The 19,531-nt window shown below is 38.7% G+C and carries 18 protein-coding genes; all 18 read right to left on the bottom strand.

Translation table 11 applies throughout. The features are described from left to right. Positions 1-277 precede the first annotated feature (277 nt). Positions 278-1,240, bottom strand: a complete 963-nt coding sequence (gene truB / locus ACFIKR_RS03950) for a tRNA pseudouridine(55) synthase TruB (protein ID WP_375658918.1) — start codon at positions 1,238-1,240, stop codon at positions 278-280. A 4-nt stretch (positions 1,241-1,244) separates the two neighbouring features. Continuing rightward, positions 1,245-1,652 carry a 30S ribosome-binding factor RbfA gene (gene rbfA, locus ACFIKR_RS03945; RefSeq protein ID WP_375658917.1) on the bottom strand — a complete coding sequence of 136 codons (408 nt, stop codon included), beginning with the start codon at positions 1,650-1,652 and terminating at the stop codon, positions 1,245-1,247. Between the two features lie 122 nt (positions 1,653-1,774). Beyond that, positions 1,775-4,294: a translation initiation factor IF-2 gene (gene infB, locus ACFIKR_RS03940; protein ID WP_375658916.1), complete on the bottom strand. Its 2,520-nt coding sequence runs from the start codon at positions 4,292-4,294 to the stop codon at positions 1,775-1,777. Beyond that, entirely contained in the window at positions 4,291-4,926 is a 636-nt protein-coding gene (locus tag ACFIKR_RS03935) for an RNA-binding protein (RefSeq protein WP_375658915.1), read from the bottom strand. The genes infB and ACFIKR_RS03935 overlap by 4 nt, the downstream gene beginning before the upstream one ends. Further along, positions 4,927-6,558, bottom strand: coding sequence for a transcription termination factor NusA (gene nusA / locus ACFIKR_RS03930; RefSeq protein WP_375658914.1), 1,632 nt, complete (start codon positions 6,556-6,558; stop codon positions 4,927-4,929). 47 nt (positions 6,559-6,605) lie between these two features. Next, a complete protein-coding gene (gene rimP / locus ACFIKR_RS03925; protein WP_375658963.1) occupies positions 6,606-7,256 on the bottom strand; it encodes a ribosome maturation factor RimP in 651 nt (216 codons plus the stop codon). 127 nt (positions 7,257-7,383) lie between these two features. Next, on the bottom strand, positions 7,384-8,085 hold the full coding sequence (locus tag ACFIKR_RS03920; protein WP_375658913.1) for a tRNA (guanine(46)-N(7))-methyltransferase TrmB: 702 nt from the start codon (positions 8,083-8,085) through the stop codon (positions 7,384-7,386). Further along, entirely contained in the window at positions 8,082-9,350 is a 1,269-nt protein-coding gene (gene metK / locus ACFIKR_RS03915) for a methionine adenosyltransferase (RefSeq protein ID WP_375658912.1), read from the bottom strand. Before metK ends, ACFIKR_RS03920 begins: the two co-directional genes overlap by 4 nt. Before the next feature lie 130 nt (positions 9,351-9,480). Next, positions 9,481-9,894, bottom strand: coding sequence for a helix-turn-helix transcriptional regulator (locus tag ACFIKR_RS03910; RefSeq protein WP_330168649.1), 414 nt, complete (start codon positions 9,892-9,894; stop codon positions 9,481-9,483). A 148-nt stretch (positions 9,895-10,042) separates the two neighbouring features. After that, a complete protein-coding gene (gene lnt / locus ACFIKR_RS03905; protein WP_375658911.1) occupies positions 10,043-11,677 on the bottom strand; it encodes an apolipoprotein N-acyltransferase in 1,635 nt (544 codons plus the stop codon). After that, positions 11,640-12,665 (bottom strand): hemolysin family protein, encoded by a 1,026-nt coding sequence (locus ACFIKR_RS03900; protein WP_375658910.1) that lies wholly within the window; start codon positions 12,663-12,665, stop codon positions 11,640-11,642. The genes lnt and ACFIKR_RS03900 overlap by 38 nt, the downstream gene beginning before the upstream one ends. A gap of 85 nt (positions 12,666-12,750) precedes the next feature. Beyond that, positions 12,751-13,242, bottom strand: a complete 492-nt coding sequence (ybeY, locus tag ACFIKR_RS03895; RefSeq protein WP_375658909.1) for an rRNA maturation RNase YbeY — start codon at positions 13,240-13,242, stop codon at positions 12,751-12,753. Next, positions 13,239-14,363, bottom strand: a complete 1,125-nt coding sequence (locus ACFIKR_RS03890; protein WP_375658962.1) for a PhoH family protein — start codon at positions 14,361-14,363, stop codon at positions 13,239-13,241. The genes ybeY and ACFIKR_RS03890 overlap by 4 nt, the downstream gene beginning before the upstream one ends. 158 nt (positions 14,364-14,521) lie before the next feature. Further along, a complete protein-coding gene (gene miaB / locus ACFIKR_RS03885; protein WP_375658908.1) occupies positions 14,522-15,898 on the bottom strand; it encodes a tRNA (N6-isopentenyl adenosine(37)-C2)-methylthiotransferase MiaB in 1,377 nt (458 codons plus the stop codon). 31 nt (positions 15,899-15,929) lie between these two features. Next, positions 15,930-16,421, bottom strand: a complete 492-nt coding sequence (gene rimI, locus ACFIKR_RS03880) for a ribosomal protein S18-alanine N-acetyltransferase (RefSeq protein ID WP_375658907.1) — start codon at positions 16,419-16,421, stop codon at positions 15,930-15,932. Continuing rightward, positions 16,421-17,107: a tRNA (adenosine(37)-N6)-threonylcarbamoyltransferase complex dimerization subunit type 1 TsaB gene (gene tsaB / locus ACFIKR_RS03875; RefSeq protein ID WP_375658906.1), complete on the bottom strand. Its 687-nt coding sequence runs from the start codon at positions 17,105-17,107 to the stop codon at positions 16,421-16,423. Before tsaB ends, rimI begins: the two co-directional genes overlap by 1 nt. A gap of 715 nt (positions 17,108-17,822) precedes the next feature. Continuing rightward, the gene (locus ACFIKR_RS03870; RefSeq protein ID WP_375658905.1) at positions 17,823-18,851 is read right to left on the bottom strand and encodes a YeiH family protein; all 1,029 of its coding nucleotides are present in this window, start codon (positions 18,849-18,851) and stop codon (positions 17,823-17,825) included. A 62-nt stretch (positions 18,852-18,913) separates the two neighbouring features. Then, positions 18,914-19,519 (bottom strand): recombination mediator RecR, encoded by a 606-nt coding sequence (gene recR, locus ACFIKR_RS03865; protein ID WP_012754642.1) that lies wholly within the window; start codon positions 19,517-19,519, stop codon positions 18,914-18,916. Positions 19,520-19,531: the final 12 nt, after the last annotated feature.

The following is a 19,531-nucleotide window of genomic DNA, read 5'->3' as shown; positions in this document are numbered from 1 at the left end:
GTAAATCAGTCCAAATCTTCGCTTGCACATTACAAATGAGGGTTAAAGTGTGAGTAAAAAACGATTGAATGAGAAATAAAAAGCCTCTTATGAATCCTTTCAAATGCAACGATTGTTGCGACATTAAGAGGAAAAAGTGTGTGGTGCTGTTAGCTTATAGCATTGACTTAAATTTTGATATGAATACGGTAAATATAGACAATGAAAAGCACCATATTTTTCTTAATTGATAGAGAAAAATATCTTTTCGCAAAAGGTAGGTGTGTAAAAGAATCGATTAAATTGTGAAAATTCGCTTCGGTTTAAATAAACTTTTGTCGAGGGTGCCAATGGCAAGAAGTTGTTCTTTATAGAGGACAAAAATCTCATCTTTATCAAGAGGTACTTTGTGATGATTTAAGAGGATAGAATGACCCTTTATAATTCTCTGTGCTTGAGTTTCATTAAGGATATAGTGAGGGAGGCAATCCAATGCAGCACTTGTTTCAATTAAGAGCTCATCGAGTGTTGTGAAGTTTTTTTCAAAAGAACGATTATTTTCATCTGTAGTGTTTTTATTTGGCGGAACGGCCGCTTTTAGTTCGTCCCATGTAATGAGATCTTCTTCATCAAAAGGTGCGACGGAAATACGCCTTAAATCAGCAATATGCCCATAGCAACCTAGATCACGTCCCATATCGCGTGCTAAAGAGCGCACATAAGTTCCTTTTCCGCAGGTTATTTCAAAGACAGAGTGCTTTTTAGTAGGCATTTCTAATAATTTGAAAGTTTCTATTTCCACTTCACGGGGCGGAATTTCAACAACTTCCCCTTCACGCGCTAAATCATAGGCACGATTTCCGGCAATTTTTATTGCTGAAAATTGCGGAGGCGTTTGCAAAATAATACCTGTATACTGAGGAAGAAGAGCAAGTATTTCTTCTTGTGTTGGACGTTTGAGAGAAGTTTTCGTTATTTCGCCCTCTAGATCATCTGTTGAACGCTCTTCTCCCCAAGCGATATGAAAACGGTAAGTTTTTTTGCCTTGCATCACGTAAGGGACGGTTTTGGTTGCTTCGCCCAATGCAATGGGAAGGAGACCAGAAGCAAGAGGATCAAGTGTTCCTGCATGTCCTGCCTTTTGTGCATGAAAAAGCCATTTGATTTGTGAGACAGCTTCTGTTGATTTCATTCCTCTTGGTTTATCAAATATGACCCAGCCAGAAACAGGACGCCCTTTTTTTTTGCGTTGCCGCACCATATCTTTAATCCTCATCTTTATCACTATGGTGAAGATCGCGTGCAACCTCAGGCGAGCGAAGGAGGGCATCAATTTTTGAAAAATTATCAAAACTATTATCAAGTCGGAAACGCAGTTCAGGTATATATTTCATTTGTCGCAACGCATGACTGATTTCTCCACGGAGAAAACGACTATGTTTATTGAGGGTATCAACAACATCGGTATGAGAAGCATTTTTAAGAGTGCTGAGAGGAGATACAAAGCAAGTAGCAATTTTTAAATCTGGTGACATGCGTACTTCAGAGACAGAAATAACAATATCTTTCAAGATGTCATCAAGCAAAATATCACGCTGTAGTATATGCGCTATTGCATGACGTACTTGCTCTGCTACTCTAAGTTGCCGTTGTGATGGCTTTGCATTTTTCATCAAAGTTTTATCCTTGCTACAAGATCTCTTTTTTTGACCATTTAGATAAGGAAAAAGAGATCTTGTGTATAAAACCTAATAACTTTCTTCATTTTACAACAGAGTAAAGTTATTGGATTATTTTATAATGTGCGATTAATATGTTCGATACGGAAAATTTCAATGATGTCTCCTGCGCGCATGTCTTCATAATTTTCAAAGGCTATTCCACATTCTTGACCACTTTGCACTTCATTGACTTCATCCTTAAAGCGTTTGAGTGTTTTCAGCTTTCCTTCGTGAATAACGATATTATCGCGGATAAGGCGAACACCGGCTCCTCGTTCTATTTTACCTTCTGTAACACGACATCCTGCAACTTTTCCAATTTTTGTAATGTTAAAGACTTCTAGAATTTCAGCATTACCAAGGAAAGTTTCACGCTGTTCTGGTGAGAGTAATCCAGACATGGCAGCCTTGATATCGTCAACAAGATCATAAATGATGTTGTAATAACGAATTTCAATTCCTTGTGTTTTAGCAAAATCACGTGCTTGCTTATTGGCTCGAACATTAAAACCAATTACAGCAGAGTTAGAAGCTTCCGCAAGAGAAATATCACTTTCGGTAATTCCTCCAGCACCAGAATGTACAATACGCGCACGAACCTCATCATTTCCGAGTTTTTCCAATGCTGAAGCGATTGCTTCAATTGATCCTTGTACATCCCCTTTTATAATAAGAGAAAATTCCTTAACACCAGTCGTTTGCAATTTTGTCATCATCTGCTCAAGAGAACCACGCGAACCAGTTTGCCGCGCAACAGCTTTATCACGTGCTAATCGTTGACGGTATTCAGAAATTTCACGTGCTTTTGCTTCATGTGTGACAACAGCAAAACGGTCTCCGGCTTGTGGCGTTCCTTGCATGCCTAAAATTTCAATCGGTGTAGAGGGAACGGCCTCTTTGACATGGTGTCCATGGTCATCAATCAAAGCACGCACACGACCCCATTCATTTCCGGCAACTATAATATCAGAAGGATGTAATGTACCTTTTTGAACAAGAACTGTTGCAACAGATCCACGCCCGCGATCCAATTTGGCTTCAATGATAACGCCTTCTGCAGTTCGTTGAGAATCTGCTTTCAGATCAAGCATTTCAGCCTGAAGAAGGATAGCTTCGAGAAGTTTATCAAGATTTTGACCAGTTTTAGCAGAAACTTCAACGTCCAAAGTTTCTCCGCCCATAGTTTCAACAAACACTTCATGTTGTAAAAGTTCTGTACGCACTTTTTGTGCATTCGCAGCTGGTTTATCAATTTTGTTGATAGCAACAATGATAGGTACACCAGCGGCTTTCGCATGATTGATTGATTCAATCGTTTGGGGCATAACACTATCATCAGCGGCTACGACGAGAACAGCAATATCGGTAACACGAGCTCCACGTGCACGCATAGCCGTGAATGCAGCATGTCCTGGTGTATCAATAAAGGTAATTTTTTGACCGTTTTGTTCTACTTGATAGGCACCAATATGCTGCGTAATACCTCCTGCTTCGCCAGAAACAACATTTGCTTTACGAATAGCATCCAAAAGAGAAGTTTTTCCGTGGTCAACATGGCCCATAATGGTTACAACAGGAGGGCGCTGCTGCATGTTTTGAGGATTATCTGTTATATTAAAGATACCTTCCTCTACGTCAGATTCTAAAACACGTTTAACAGTATGGCCAAATTCAACAGCGATGAGTTCGGCAACATCTGCATCAATAACATCGCCAGGTTTCATCATTTGTCCTTGTTTCATCAAGAATTTAATCACATCAACAGAACGCTCAGTCATACGTTGTGCGAGCTCTTGAATGGTAATCGTTTCAGGAAGAACAACTTCGCGAGAAATTTTTTCTCTTGGTTCTTGATTTTGTGCACGCTTAAACTTTTCCTGTCTACGCCGCATTGCAGCCATTGAGCGTCCACGTGCGCTTCCTTCTTCATCCAGTGCACTATTCAGAGTTAGCTTTCCACGTCGCCGCTCAACAGCTCCTTTGACAACTTTCGGTACACGTATTTCTGATTTAGCAGGATTGGCACGTCGACTATGCCGTTCTTCCTCTTTATTTTCATCTATTTTGCGTTTTTCAACCACGGTTGTGTTTTTAGGCGCAATAGGAATATCTGTCTGTTCAATGAGAGGGGAAACAGGTGGAGCTTGTACTGGCGATATTTCTTCTTCTTGTTGGAGATATATTTCTTTTTCTTTAATTTCTTGCTGTAAAATTTCTTCACGCTCTTTAGCGCGTCTTTCTTCTTCTTCGGCTTGTTCTCGCGTTATTCTTTCTTGGATATGTGCTTCTTCTAATGCGCGAAGTCTCGCTTCCATTTCAGTCGATGAAAGATTGCTTTTGGTCGCAGATTCTTGAGGTTTTTTTTCCTCAAAACGCGGTTTAGAGCGCTGGGGAGCCACATGTGGCTTTGTAATGGGCTGTGGGGTTTCAGCTTTTTCATCAGGTCGCGTAATTTTACGCCGTTTGGTTTCGACAACGACAGCCTTCGTACGGCCATGGCTAAAATTTTGTTTGACCGTGCTCGTTTCCAAGACAGACCGCTTGAGAGTTAGTGTCTTCTTGACTGTTGTTTTGTCGTTGTTATTTTCACTCATTGTACTTCCTTCACGGCTTGTGCCGTCATCTCACTAGGCTTACTATGCTTGTCGTCACGATAGCTGATCAATTTATATGTCGTTTTGAGAAATCCCTCAGCAGCTTTTGTGTCCAATAAGGCTGCGTGCATTACAGGATTAGAGCCAAAAGCCACTCGCATTTCATCACTTGTAAATAAAGATATGGTTTTTATAGTCCGATTTGTTTGTTGTTGTATTGAATGGATGGCTTGTGCAATTTTTCGTTTCCCATCTTCTGTTGTTTCTTTCGCATGAAGTACAAGAATAACTTTACCAGAGCGGATAGCAGCATCAACCTTTGTTGCTCCCATAACAACTGCTCCCGCTTTTCGTGCCATAGAAAGGCTTGAAAGAGCGGCTTTTAGTAAAAGCGTATCAACAACATGCACAAGATTTGGTGCAACCTCAACATCTGTTTTAAAGTTTCTATGAAAAGCTTTCTGTTTGATTGCTTTCTCAATAACAGCATAATGGGCAGAAATCCAAACGCCACGCCCTGGTAAATTCGCTTTAAGATCAGGAACAATTTGGTTATTGGGACCAATAACGAAACGGATCAGCGTTTGTGCTGAAGCATTTTTTCTGGTCACAATGCAAGTCCGCTCATTCATTTAAAGTGTATCCACATCCAAATCATCTGTTTTTTCATTTTCTGCAGAATTTTCATCTTCTACAAGATTTTCTGTAACAAGATCAGCTTGGTCTATCCAGCCTGCTTGTACACGTGCAGCTAAAACCATAGCTTCTGCATCCGCGCGTGTAATGTCAAAAGGGGTTAAAATACCAGAAAAATTCTGTGTTTGACCTTCTTTGCGTTCTCTCCAACCAGTTAAATCATCAACGGCATAGCCAGCAAAGTCTTCTATTGTTTTTATACCATCCTCACCTACAGCAACCAACATAGCATTTGTCATTCCAGGAAGTGTTCGCAATTCGTCAGAAACTCCGAGCTTTTTGCGTTTTTCATCAAGTTCTTTTTCTTGATGATCAAGATATTCGCGGGCACGACTTTGGATTTCAGCGGCGGTATCATGGTCAAAACCATCAATAGAAGCGATTTCTTCAAGATCAATATAGGCGATTTCTTCAATAGAAGAAAAACCCTCTGATGCCATAACCTGTCCGATCATTTCGTCAACCTCTAAGGCCTCCATAAACAATTTACTCCGTTCAGTAAATTCTTTTTGACGATTTTCAGATTCTTCCTTCTCCGTTAAAATATCAATGTTCCATCCTGTTAGTTGCGAAGCCAAGCGAACATTTTGTCCACGTCGTCCAATAGCAAGGCTAAGTTGATCATCTGGCACAATAACTTCAATGCGTTCAGCATCTTCATCAAGGATGATTTTAGAAACTTCAGCAGGTTGCAGTGCATTAACGACAAATGTTGCCGCATCAGGCGACCAAGGAATAATATCAATTTTTTCGCCTTGTAATTCAGCAACAACAGCTTGTACACGACTTCCTCGCATTCCAACGCATGCTCCAACAGGATCAATGGAACCATCGCGTGAAACAACGGCGATTTTAGCCCGTGAACCTGGATCACGAGCAACAGATTTGATTTCTATAATACCATCATAAATTTCTGGCACTTCCATAGTGAAAAGTTTTACCATAAATTGGGGGTGTGTGCGTGAAAGGAAAATTTGCGGACCACGCGTTTCACGGTGTACATCATTAACAAAAGCACGAATACGATCTCCATAGCGGAATGATTCACGAGGAATTAATTCATCACGGCGCACAATAGCTTCACCGCGTCCGAGATCAACAATAACGTTACCATATTCCACACGTTTAACTGTACCAGAAATAATTTCACCAACTTTATTTTTGAATTCTTCATATTGCTGGTCACGCTCTGCGTCGCGTACTTTTTGTACAATAACCTGTTTAGCAGATTGTGCTGCGATACGTCCAAAATCCATAGGAGGTAAAAGATCAGCAAAAAAATCACCAATTTTTGCTTCTGCTTGATGTTTGAGAGCATCAGACAAAGTAATTTCCGTAGTATAGTCTTCAACGACATCAACGATTTTAAGCAGGCGTTGTAATTTAATTTCACCTGTTTTAGAATTGATTTCAGCACGGATATTGGTTTCTTGACCATAACGAGAACGTGCTGCTTTTTGAATAGCATCAGCCATCGCAGAAATGACAATTTCACGGTCGATTGACTTTTCACGTGCAACAGCATCTGCAATTTGCAGAATCTCAAGCCTGTTAGCGCTTGTAGCCATCAATTTTCTCCTTTTTTGTGCCACACGATGGGTATTTCCCAGTGATATTATCTTTTGAAATTGAGTGTCTGTATAGAGTCGTTAGCTTTCTCTTCGGCAATGAATTGTTGACTTAAATCTTTATTTTTTTTCAATGCATCGCGAATAAGCTCATCGGTAAGCACTAAATGCGCATTTATGATATCACAAAAGGAAATAGGGGTATACATGGCTTCTCCATAAGCAGCTTTATCAGTGTTTAAAATAAATCCATCTTGCGTGATATTTGTAAGTGTCCCGCGAAATTTTCGGCGCCCATCAATTGTTATTTTTGTTTCAATTTTTGCAAGATGCCCTTGCCAATGAAAAAAGTCAGATTTTCTTACCAATGGACGATCAATTCCAGGTGATGAGATTTCTAAATGATATTTGCGTTCAATAACATTTTGTACATCAAGGAGGGGGGAAACAGTTCGACTAACAGTTTCACAATCTTCTACGGTCATAGAACCATCGGCACGTTCAACCATAATTTGAAGTGTTAAACCATTTTGACCAAGAAGTTTCACACGAACCAAACGAAAACCTAAAGGTTTAAGTAGTGGTATGACAAGAGCAGCAATCCGTGCTTCGATACCATCTTCTTCAAACAGGCGTGGTTCGTCAAGATTGCTTATTTTTTCAGCTTCGTTCATACATTTTATCCAAGTTGGTTTCATCAGTTTTATGATATTAAAAAAGAGCGGGTCCAACGGCCCACCCTTCATCATAAGACCAAGAATTTAACTATTGATACTCTTAAATTCAAAATTTTTCAAGTTGTTTATGAGAAAAGCGCTTGATCATTTATTTCTTGATAAAGGTAAGATAGGCAGGCTTTCGTCCTTCGCGTAAAGCTTTCGCTTCATAGCGGGTTCCTTTCCATAGTGGATAAGGGAGTTTCCAGTCTTGAGGGCTTTCTGCTTTCCATTCAAAGTGATCATGTTGTGCACAATGGTACAAAGTCCAGTTTACATAACTGTCTATATCGCTAGCAAAGCGAAAAATTTTCCCTATTTTAAGAACACGAGCAAAACGGTTAAGATTTTTTATGTTGATGAAACGTCGTTTCCAGTGTTTCTTTTTTGGCCAAGGATCAGGATAGAAGAGGTCTATTCCATCAAGCGAGTTATCAGGGAGCCAATCAAGGAGGCGTGTAGCATCATCATTATAGAGGCGAAGATGATTTTGATGGTTTTGATGCTGTTCAAGAGACAACAATATTTTTGCCATGCCATTGATAAAGGGCTCGACGCCGATAAAACCAGTTTTTGGAAAATATTCCATTTCATGAAGTAAATGTTCACCTCCACCAAAGCCGATTTCAAGTCGAATTTCTCTTACTTTGCTTGAAAATAAGGATGTAAGGTTTGAGGGAGGAGGGACATTTAAATCAATATTAAAATTGGGGAGAAGCATTTTTATACGTGTAAGCTGACTGTTTCGAAGTTGTTTTCCTTGTCGGCGTCCAAAAAATGCTTCACTCTTGCGTGTATTATATGTAATCATGGGATTTGGATCATTGTTTGAAGCGTTTTCACAAGGTCAGTTTTTTCCCATGAAAACGAACCATCGTGTTTTGGTTTTCGCCCAAAATGACCATAGGCAGCTGTTTTCGCATAAATAGGTTTATTGAGGTCAAGATGTTTTCGAATTCCGGTAGGTGAAAGGTCCATTATTTTGCGAATGGCTGCTTCAATAACTTTTTCATCGACTTTTCCTGTTCCATGAAGATTAAGATAAATAGATAAAGGTTGTGCAACACCAATTGCATAAGAGAGTTGAATGGTGCATCGCTCTGCTAAATGAGCAGCAACAATATTTTTAGCCAGATAGCGTGCCGCATAGGCTGCAGAACGATCAACTTTTGTTGTATCTTTTCCGGAAAAAGCACCGCCTCCATGGGGTGCTGCGCCTCCATAAGTATCCACAATAATTTTGCGTCCTGTTAATCCGGCATCGCTTTGAGGACCACCAATGACAAATTTTCCTGTTGGGTTAATATACCAACTGCATTGAGCTGCAATGGGAATGTCATGTAAAGCTTGACGAATGTAAGGTTCAACCACTGTACGTACCTTGTTGGAATCCCAGCTTTCATCGAGGTGCTGCGTTGAAAGAACAATGGATGTGACCTCTATCGGTTTTCCATTTTTATAGCGTATGGTTATTTGGCTTTTAGCATCTGGTCCTAATTTTCCAACTTCTCCCTCTCCTTTATGACGGGCAGCGGCAAGAAGTTTGAGAATTCTATGCGCATAATAAATTGGCGCAGGCATGAAATCAGGTGTTTCACGGCAAGCATATCCAAACATAATACCTTGATCACCTGCTCCTTCTTCACCATGCCGATCCGTAGCATTATCAACCCCTCTTGCTATGTCAGCTGATTGAGGGCGCAAAAGAACATCAATTTTAACAGTTTTCCAATGGAATCCTGCTTGTTCATAGCCAATGGTACGAATAGCACGGCGCGCTGCTGTACGAAAACGCGTAGGATTAATGAGTGGAAAGCCAGTTTCATCATAGATAAATTCTTTATTGTTATCTTTTTTTAATAGTGTATCGGGAACACGCACTTCACCAGCGATAACAACGCGGTTGACACTGACGAGAGTTTCACAGGCAACGCGTATTAACCATGGATCAGTACCAGTCTTTTCAGCTTCTTGATAGATCATATCAACGATTTCATCGGAAATACGATCACAAATTTTATCAGGATGTCCTTCCGATACCGATTCGCTCGTAAAAAGATAATCTTGATGCGGCATAGGAACTCCTTCAAAAAAGAAAATCAACGATTTAATTAATTGCTTACTAAAGTTGTCACGATTTGCTAATTCTACAGCAAATCGTCAATGAAAATTTATATGAATAAAAGAGAAAAGATATAATTTTAATTTATAGCTTATTTGTCAAATCTTCCTCAGAAAGTGCTTTTGCCAAATCAATAATTTTTCGACGCACTTTAGCATCAGATATATTTGTAAAAGCGCGCATGAGCTGAATCCCTTCGCTGCTAGAACAAAAGTCTATAAAATTGTGATCATTTTCAGCAAAACCCTCTACTTGTTGGGAGGTAATACCTTTATCAAAAAAGTAAGAAACAGGAACATCCATAATTTCCGCTATCGCTTGAAGACGACTGGCACCAATACGGTTTGTTCCTTTTTCATATTTTTGGATTTGCTGAAAAGTAATTCCTAATTTTTCACCTAGTTTCTCTTGAGTAAGTCCTAAAATATTACGACGTAAACGGATACGAGTTCCAACATAGATATCTATAGGGTCAGGTTTTTTTCTAGTTTCGGTCATAATGCAACTCTTTATTTCCAGCACTTTTCTTCTAAACCAACATCATATTTATGCGCAGCTGATTTATCATATAATTAAAATAATATGTAATATTTTTTCCCAATATTACTGGTAAATGCAACATAATACCGTACAAAGGGCACTTGAATCATTTAAGCTGTTTTGTAGAACCAAAACCAACGCGACACAATAGCATAAGGATGAATAAGATAAAAGTAGAGAAAGTTCTGTATTCATTGCTTCCTATAGGGGTAATGGATGATGGAACTTGTGAATCAATAATGCCCACAGCATTTTGTTGAAGAGCTACAACGATTCGTCCATAAGAATCAATAACAGCTGATATTCCATTATTGGCTGCTCGTATGAGGGGAATTCCCAGTTCAACGGCACGAAGTTGTGCTTGTTGAAGATGTTGATAGGGTCCTGGTGTTACACCAAACCATGCATCATTTGTAATATTAATAATTGCTTGAGGCGAGGAGCCTTTAAAAGTCATTTCATGGGGAAATATTGCTTCATAACAAATCAAGGGTAGATAAGAAAATCCGTTTGGCATTGTAACAATTTTACGCACGCTTGCAGCACTATACCCACCAATATTATCGGCAAGGGTACGCAATCCAATTTTTTTCAATAAATTCTGATAAGGAAGATACTCACCAAAAGGAACCAAATGAAGTTTATCGGAAGTATTTAAAATATTACCTTGAGCATTAATGACTGCAATTGTGTTAAAATATTGTGTTTGGGAATGAGGTAGATCATTACTGGCTCGTATTGCTCCGATAATAGCCCATTGTTTAGATTTTAAAAGAGAGGCAATGCGCATTGTGATGGATGAGTTATCATAGAGAAGGTAAGGAACGGAAGCTTCGGGCCATACGATAAAATCGGGTTCTGAATTTTGATCGGTTGTTGGCAGTGCACTTAGATTCATATGCGCTTCCAACACAGCTTCTCGTGTATTATTATGCAATTTTATATTTTGTTGGATGGAAGGTTGAACAATGCGCACCCAATAAGAACTTTTTTGATTTTCAGCTGTGTTTTCTATAGTATGAAGACGATAAAACCCAAAACCACTGTGAATGAATATAAGTGATAAGCAAAGAGAAAGTGCCACTTTCTTTTTTTCATCTGTTAATAAAACAGTTGGCAAACTGTAGGCTAAGACAGCAAGAATATTCATTCCGTAAAGTCCAACGATTGCATCAGATTGCATGAACATTGGGGTTGGCATGGCTGTATAGCCGAGAGCATTCCATGGAAATCCTGTGAATAAAAACGCACGCAACCACTCGGACAATCCTAATGCAAAGGCTAACACAAAAAAGCGTGCTATTCCTTTTGTCCATAATAAACCAACAATGAAACCAGAAAAAAACCAATAAAGAGAAAGGTAGAGTGGAGGAACTAAAATGGCTAATGGGACTGCCCAACCAAAAGAATCTGGATCTGTTAACAAAGCATTGCATAACCACCAAAGGCCGCAAATAAAATAACTAAAACCAAAGGTTCCACAGCTTAAAGCGTAAATAAAAAAATGTTTTTTATTGTTTTTTGCGGCCCGTATTGAGTCAAGTAAAACAATAAAGAGAGGGAAAGTTAAAAAGCAAAGAGGTGTCAAATAAAAGGGTGGAAGTGCAAAAGAAGTAAGAGCACCACACAGAAATATCCATGCTTGGCGCTTCCAACCGGTAACAGAGGACAAAAAAACGATGAAATTGTTTAAAAACGCTGGACTATTCTTTAGGGATGGCATTGTTCTCAAGATTCTCATTTTTTGGAATGCGAAAAATACGCAATCGCTTAATCCGACGTTTATCAGCTTCTAAAATACGAAATCTATAGCCAGGTACAGCTTCGACAATTTCACCTTTGGCAGGAATGCGATCAAGAATGGAGACGATCAAACCACCAATCGTATCAACATCATCACCATATTCCCCTACGACAAAATCAGGACCAAGAGCTTTCTCCACATCTTCTAGTTCAGTTCTTGCATCAACGAGCCATTTATTGTTTGGTTCACGTACGATAGCATTGTCGACATTATCATGTTCATCTTCGATATCACCAACGACCAATTCAACAATATCCTCCATTGAAACGAGACCATCTGTTCCCCCATGTTCATCAATAACTAAAGCCATTTGAGTTCGTGTAGTTTGCATTCGTGTTAATAATTTGCTTGCAAGCATGGAACTTGGAACAAAGAGAACAGTTCGGATCAGATCTAATTCACCGATTGGGGTATGTAAGTCTGTATGGTTTAATTGAAGAAAATCGGATTTCTGTTCGGTTTTTGTTGGGCTGACAATAAAGCGAGTCATATAGTTAAGAATATCGCGGATATGAATCATGCCGCGCGGATCATCCAAAGTTTCAGCATAAACAGGTATGCGAGAATGACCAATTTTTGCGAAACATTTAAGGGTTTCTCCAAGTGAAGTGTTTATTTCCAGTGCTTCGATTTCAGAACGTGGTATCATAACATCATCCACGCGTGCTTCACGTAAGCGTAAAATATTATGCAACATAGTACGTTCTTCAGGTGAGAAGAGGGCAGTGTCTTTTTCATTGTCAGTCGTGAGTGCAACGGTAAGATCATCGCGCAGTGATGTAGACACACAATTACGACCCCGTAAAAATGAAAACAAATGATTCATCAGAGAATATTTTTCTGTATGATTCGTCTGTTGAGAGGTTTTTTTTTCATTATTAGAAGATGTTTGACTATTATTTTGTGCATTTGTTTTGTTTGTCATGGTTTTGAAATCTTCTAAACTTTCTTTTTATAATTAGGTGAATGAGAGGCTTTAAATGGTATGCTCGTAATATTGACTTTAAAAGTTAAATTTTATCATTTATAGACAATTCAGCGTAAGGATCTTTTATGGAAAGCTTTTGCAGAATTTCTCTTTCGAGCTTTTCCATTTGATATGCTTCATTATCAGTTTCATGGTCATAGCCAAGTAGATGCAAGATACCATGAATAATCATATGCGTTAAATGGTCTTGAAATGTTTTTCCTTGTTTTTCTGCTTCGAGAACAACAGTTTCTCGCGCAATAATAATATCACCGAGCATGGGACCAGGTCGATTTCCAGCTTTAAGTGGAAAAGCAGGAAAGGATAATACATTAGTAGATTTGTTTTTGTTGCGCCATTGTGCATTGATTTGTGCCATATGTTCATCATCCGTAAAAAGCAGGCTAATCTCGCTTACAACATTTGCCAATGAAACATGATGCATAGTTGTCATTAATGCTTTTTCAGTGATATTATAAAGCATTTTCTCATCATTCCACCCTGCGCTTTTAACCATTATATCAATAATAATCATGATGAATCAAATTCATTTTTTAATGCACCGCATGCGAATGATTTTTTTTTATTTTGTATTTCGGAATCGCGATCATAAGCACGAACGATAGCAGCAACAAGTGGATGGCGTATAACATCTTTTTCATCAAAATGTACAATCGCAATATTTTCTACATTTGAAAGAATGCGAACTGCTTCAATGAGACCTGATTTTTGCCCTGTAGGCAAATCAATTTGGCTTACGTCACCGGTAACAATCATACGTGTTCCTTCTCCAAGACGTGTGAGGAACATTTTCATTTGCATGGGCGTAGTATTTTGTGCCTCATCAAGAATAACAGCAGCATGGGCAAGTGTTCGTCCGCGCATAAAGGCAAGAGGAGCAATTTCTATGACACCAGAAGCTAAAATGCGTTCTATTTTTTCAGCGGGCATCATATCATAAAGAGCATCATAAAGTGGTCGTAAATATGGGTCGACTTTTTCCTTGAGATCACCAGGAAGAAAACCAAGATGTTCTCCAGCTTCAACAGCCGGACGTGAGAGAATAATTCGCTCAATGATACCACGTTCTAGAAGCATTGCAGCATGAGCAACAGCAAGATACGTTTTGCCTGTTCCTGCTGGTCCTACACCAAACACAAGTTCAGTATGTTCCATAGCGCGTATGTAAGCATCTTGTGTTGGAGTTCTTGCATGAATTATTTTTTTATGGGTACTCAACCGTGCTGGTATACGTTTCGTTGCAGATTTGTGTGTTATTGTGTCTTCTTTCTGCTTCTTTGGTGTATTTGCCATAGCAAGCGCTCCTTTTATATCTGATAAAGTGAGCTCTTGATGTGTTTTGGCACGTTCATAAAGTTGCTGCAATACATATTGCGCACGTTTTATAACAGAAATATTTCCACGGATTAAGACTTCATTACCACGCGGATGAATACTAAGTTCAAGTTTTTTTTCGATATAAGCGAGATTTTCGTCAAATTTACCAAAAACTGCTTTTGCATATTTATTATTTTCGAAAATCAAAACAACTTGGCTCGGATCTGAAGCGCTTGTTTGTTTCAAGGTATCAGCCTTTTCAAGGGACATATTTACTTTTTCTTTAATACGCTTTATTTTTTCGGTTGAAGCTTTCAGCCTATTCTCCATATCTACATAAATATTGCACGTTTTGTTAAGTAAATTCTATAAAAGACATTTTTTCACAGAAGTGCACATCTTAGATGTAATCATTTTCTTTTAAAATAAAAGAGTTTTCCAAAATATTTATTGTGAACAAGGTTTTAAAAGTATGTTTATCTATTTGTCACTTCACCAACAAAACTGTTTGAGCTTGCATTTTTAATATGAATTTCTATTACACTACCTGTAGAGGCTTCTGTATCTACGACAACAGGTAAAAGCCAAGGGGAACGTCCTACCATTTGCCCTGAGTGACGTCCAGGTTTTTCGATGAGAACGTCAGTTTTTTGACCAATTTTAGAACGCAAAAACGCATTTTGTTGCTCAAGGAGAAGGACTTGTAAATGTTGAAGGCGGGCATCTTTTACAGATTCATCAACATGATTTTTCATTGTGGCTCCCACTGTTCCAGGACGGGGGGAATATTTAAAAGAATAAGCTGAACTGTACTGTACTTGTTGAATAAGTTTAATGGTTTCTTCAAAGTCTTCGTCTGTTTCTCCTGGAAACCCTACAATAAAATCACCTGAAAAGGCAATATCTGGCCGTGCGGTTCGAATTTTTTCGATAAGATGAAGATAATGAGAGCTTTTGTGTTGGCGGTTCATAGCTTTTAAGATGCGATCTGAACCTGATTGAACAGGAAGATGGAGGTAAGGCATTAACATATCAAGATCTCGATGCGCGGCAATAAGGCTGTCATCCATATCACGTGGGTGGCTGGTTGTGTAACGCAAACGCTTTAAACCATCGAGTTTTGCAAGATGATAAAGAAGATCGCCAAGACGCCAAGTTTTGCCATCAGCACTTTGTCCATGCCAACCATTGACATTTTGTCCAAGCAGCGTAATTTCTTTGACACCCGCTTCGATGAGTTGAAAGGCTTCTTCAGTAATTTGCTCAACGGATCGTGATATTTCGGCACCGCGTGTATAGGGCACAACACAAAAAGTGCAAAATTTATCGCAACCTTCCTGTACTGTTAAAAATGCGCTAACACCTCGTTTTCTTACTGCATGTTTATTATGGGGCGGCAAATGAGCAAATTTATCTTCAACAGCATAGTCTGTTTCGATAATTTTTTTTCCTTGTTTGGCTTTCTCTAACAATTCTGGCAAGCGATGATACATTTGCGGACCAATAACAAGATCCACTGTTGGAGCACGGCGCAAGATTTCACTTCCCTCAGCTTGTGCAACACAACCCGTTACACCAACCATCAGGGGGTTATCAGGTGTGCGCTCTTGACGCATAACGCGCAAACGACCGAGATCAGAATAAAGTTTTTCTGCTGCTTTTTCACGAATATGACAGGTATTAACAAGAATAAGATCGGCCTCATTGGGAATTTGTGTTGTCACATAGCCTTGCGAACTGAGACTATCAATCATCCGTTGGCTATCATAAACATTCATTTGACATCCATAGGTTTTGATAAAAACCTTTTTCGGAGAAACAGGAGGTGTATTTTTAGGATTTACTTTATTCATGGTGCATGTGTAAATGTTTTTTACACAAATCTCAATCTATTTGCTTAAAAGTTTTTTGCATGATAATTGCATCACCACGACCATTTTTTGACGGGTAGTAAGCAAGACGTTCAGAAATTTTTTGAAATTCAAAGCGTTGATAAAGGTTCAAAGCAGAAAGGTTTGTGGCTTCTACTTCCAAGAATAATTTTATAGCGCCTTTGTCGTGAAGATGGTGAACTGTGCTTTCGATAAGAAAGGTACCAATTCCTTGTTGACGATAATGAGGGTGAACAGCAATTGTGATGATTTCTGCTTCATCAAGGATGAGACGGCATAGGCAAAAGCCTAAAATTTGATCAGAGCGATCAATGAGAAAAACTTTGTATCCGAAGATAGAGTGATCTGTTAAGAAATTATCAAAAGCTTGTTTTCCCCAAGACGGGGTAAAACAATGTTGATGAATTTGATGAAGTGAAGCACTATCATTAACTTGTAGCGGAGCAATTCCAAAAATCTTTTTTGTCAATGAAAATTTGGGCATTATTTTTTTTGTGGTAAAGCAAAATTGGTTTGTTGTTTTGCATCAGCACTGCGTAGATAGAGTGGGCGAGGAGAATTTTTTGATTGTTTGTTTGCGGCAAGATAAGCATAGTTTACAATATCAGCCGCTTCGCAGGGGATTTTTTCTAGGACAATTTTTTCGTTTATTTTATGGCTTTTAATATGCTCCACAACGATATCAGCCGCTGGGCCGGTCAGTCGGGTTTTTTTGGGTAAATCTTCGAGGATATTTTCAATTGTTTTTAATCCCGGCGCTCCCAAAGGTGTGAGATCATTATGAAAATTTTGATGGTAGAACATCTCTCTCCCTGCTTCAATGACAACAGTAATTGCTGATGCTGTACTTTTACTGTTTATTACTTGTGCTGCTAACGCTTCAAGAGCACTTACTCCAACAGCAGGTATTTCAAGTGCTAATGCCAAAGCGCGCGCTGTTGCAACACCAACACGTACACCAGTAAATGATCCAGGTCCAATATTGACAGCAATACGCTCAACTTGATCAAGCGTCATATTGGCTTGTGTCATTGTTTGTGTAATCTGCCCAATAAGTTTTTCAGCATGCCCTTTGTTCATGCGCTCATTGATACGCGCAATAACAGATTTATGACGAATGAGCGCAACAGCACAATAAATTGAAGCAGTATCTATAGCAAGGATAAGCATAAAAATATTTTAGTTGAATAAAACGATAAACAAAAGTCCTGCTGTATTTTTAATCTTTTTATTATCGTATATTTCATTTGTAAGAAAGTTACTAGTGCTAATAAGCAACAATATCTTTTTATGGGATGGAACGAGATGTTGATTTAATCCTTACTTGTTTTCACTTTTTGAATGAGGACCTTGAGTATTGTAAAATTCTCTTATTTCAAATCTACTTATGGTAAAAAATTAAAGTTATTAGCTTGTATATTACAAGCGGAATTAGGGTGTAAATAAAAACTCCTTTCACGAATCTTTTAAATGTAAGGATTGTCACAAACATTTTGAGCTATCAAATAGTATGATGATGCCATTTGTATTCCATAGTAAGTAAAAGTAAGTTAAAAGGGGGAAAGCCATGACCCCACATTTTTTCCCAATAAGAGCATATTCTATCAGTCTTTATATAAAAACTTCAGCGTAATGAGAGCAGATGAAAGCAATGGCATTGTTTTGCATGAGTTACATATTTTAATACTACGCCGTTGCAAATCATTACGGACTGAAAAGCAAATTTGACAGTCTTTACTTAATATCACAGCTCTTTCAATTTTTTGTATAGAATAATAAGCAGTTTTTAGAACTTTTGCTGGTTTTATAAAAAACTGCTTTTAATATTAGTGAACCTTTGGATTGATTGCATGCTCTGTTAAAAAGATAATAATAAATGCATATTTCAAAATGTTATATGGTTCAGATCAATCAATCCTATCATGATAAGGCTACAAGCGCCAAGAAGAAGTATGGAGGAAGTTGAAGCTAAAATAACGCGCCATCCTGCTTTTTTTAATGAGCGGATATCAACACCTAATCCTAAAGCTGCCATTGAAATGATCGTGAACAGTTGAGCTATAAGTTTAATCGGGTTTATCGCCGTTTCAGGAATAAGTCCGCTTGAACGAATAAGCATCATGATAATAAAACCGATGATAAACCATGGGACGAGAGTGTGTAGACGAAAATGTGTTTGTGCTGATCGATGATAAATGATGGATAGGATAAAAATAACAGGGCCCAACATTAAAACCCGCACCAATTTGACAATTGTTGCAATTTGAACGCTTACGAAAGATATTGGCGCTGTTGCTGCTAAGACCTGCGGTACGGCATAAACAACCATGCCTGCAAGCACACCGTATTGGTTAAATGATAAATTCAAAAGTGGATGTAAAAAAGGGAGAAATAAAATAATAAGAACCCCTAAAAGAGCGGTAAAAGCAATTGCTGCCGCTACATCTTCATGTTTAGCATGGATGACAGGGGCAGTTGCAACGATAGCTGAATTGCCACAAATGGCATTACCGCAAGCGACCAGCATTGCTAAATTTGCAGAAAGTCCAAACAGTCTGCCTATAACAAAACTAATGAGGATCGTTATAAATATAACGAATACGATGCTTGCAAGCAAATTCCAACCGGCTGAAACAACTGCATGGATGCTAATGCTTGCCCCTAAAAGAACAATAGCAATTTCAAGAAGCGTTTTTGCACAAAAGGTTATACCTTTTTGGAAATATTTTGGCAGATTAAAACAGCTACGAGTAATTGATCCTAAAAGAATTGCCAAAACAAGGCTTTCAAGCCACGCTTCTGAGAAAAACTGTTTTTCTATCACTTCTAAACCATAAGCTAAGGCAGATACGAGCAAGCATAATAGAATACCTGGACCAAGGTCGTTCAAAAATGAGAGTTTTTTCTTTGACATTTTAATATTCCCTCATAAAAAAATAGCAAGTAAGAAGAGACAATGGGCATTAGAAGCGAGTTTTAAAGATTTGTTCGTGCTTGTACAGCTGCTGCTAAAGTTCCATCATCAAGATAATCAAGCTCACCTCCTACAGGCACACCATGAGCAAGTCGCGTAATTTTAACGGAGAAGTTAGAGAGCTGATCGGTGATATAGTGAGCAGTTGTTTGACCTTCGACAGTCGCATTGACAGCAAGAATAATTTCCGTAATAGGATTTTGTACAACACGTTGTATTAAGGTGGCAATGTTGAGTTCGTCAGGACCTATTCCATCTAAGGGGGAGAGTCGTCCACCCAATACATGGTAACGTGCGGCTAAAGTTTTTGCGCGTTCAAGAGCCCACAGATCAGCAATATCCTCAACAACGATGATTGTTGTATCATCGCGGCGCAAATCTGTACAAATTGAACAAGGATCAATGGTATCGACATTTCCACAAACAGAACAAATGCCGACTTTTTCTATAGCTGCTTGTATAGCTGCTCCTAAAGGCTCCAGCAATGTTTCCTTTTTTTTGATAAGATGAAGCGCAGCACGACGCGCTGAACGTGGACCAAGACCTGGTATACGTGATAAAATCTGAATGAGACGTTCAATCTCAGGTCCTGCAATGTATTTAGACATATTTTTGTCCCA

This window comes from Bartonella sp. MR30HLJHH (assembly GCF_042194195.1).
Classification (GTDB): Bacteria; Pseudomonadota; Alphaproteobacteria; order Rhizobiales; family Rhizobiaceae; genus Bartonella; species Bartonella grahamii.
The sequence above is the reverse complement of the archived record's forward strand: the minus strand, read 5'-3'. Positions and strand labels throughout refer to the sequence as shown.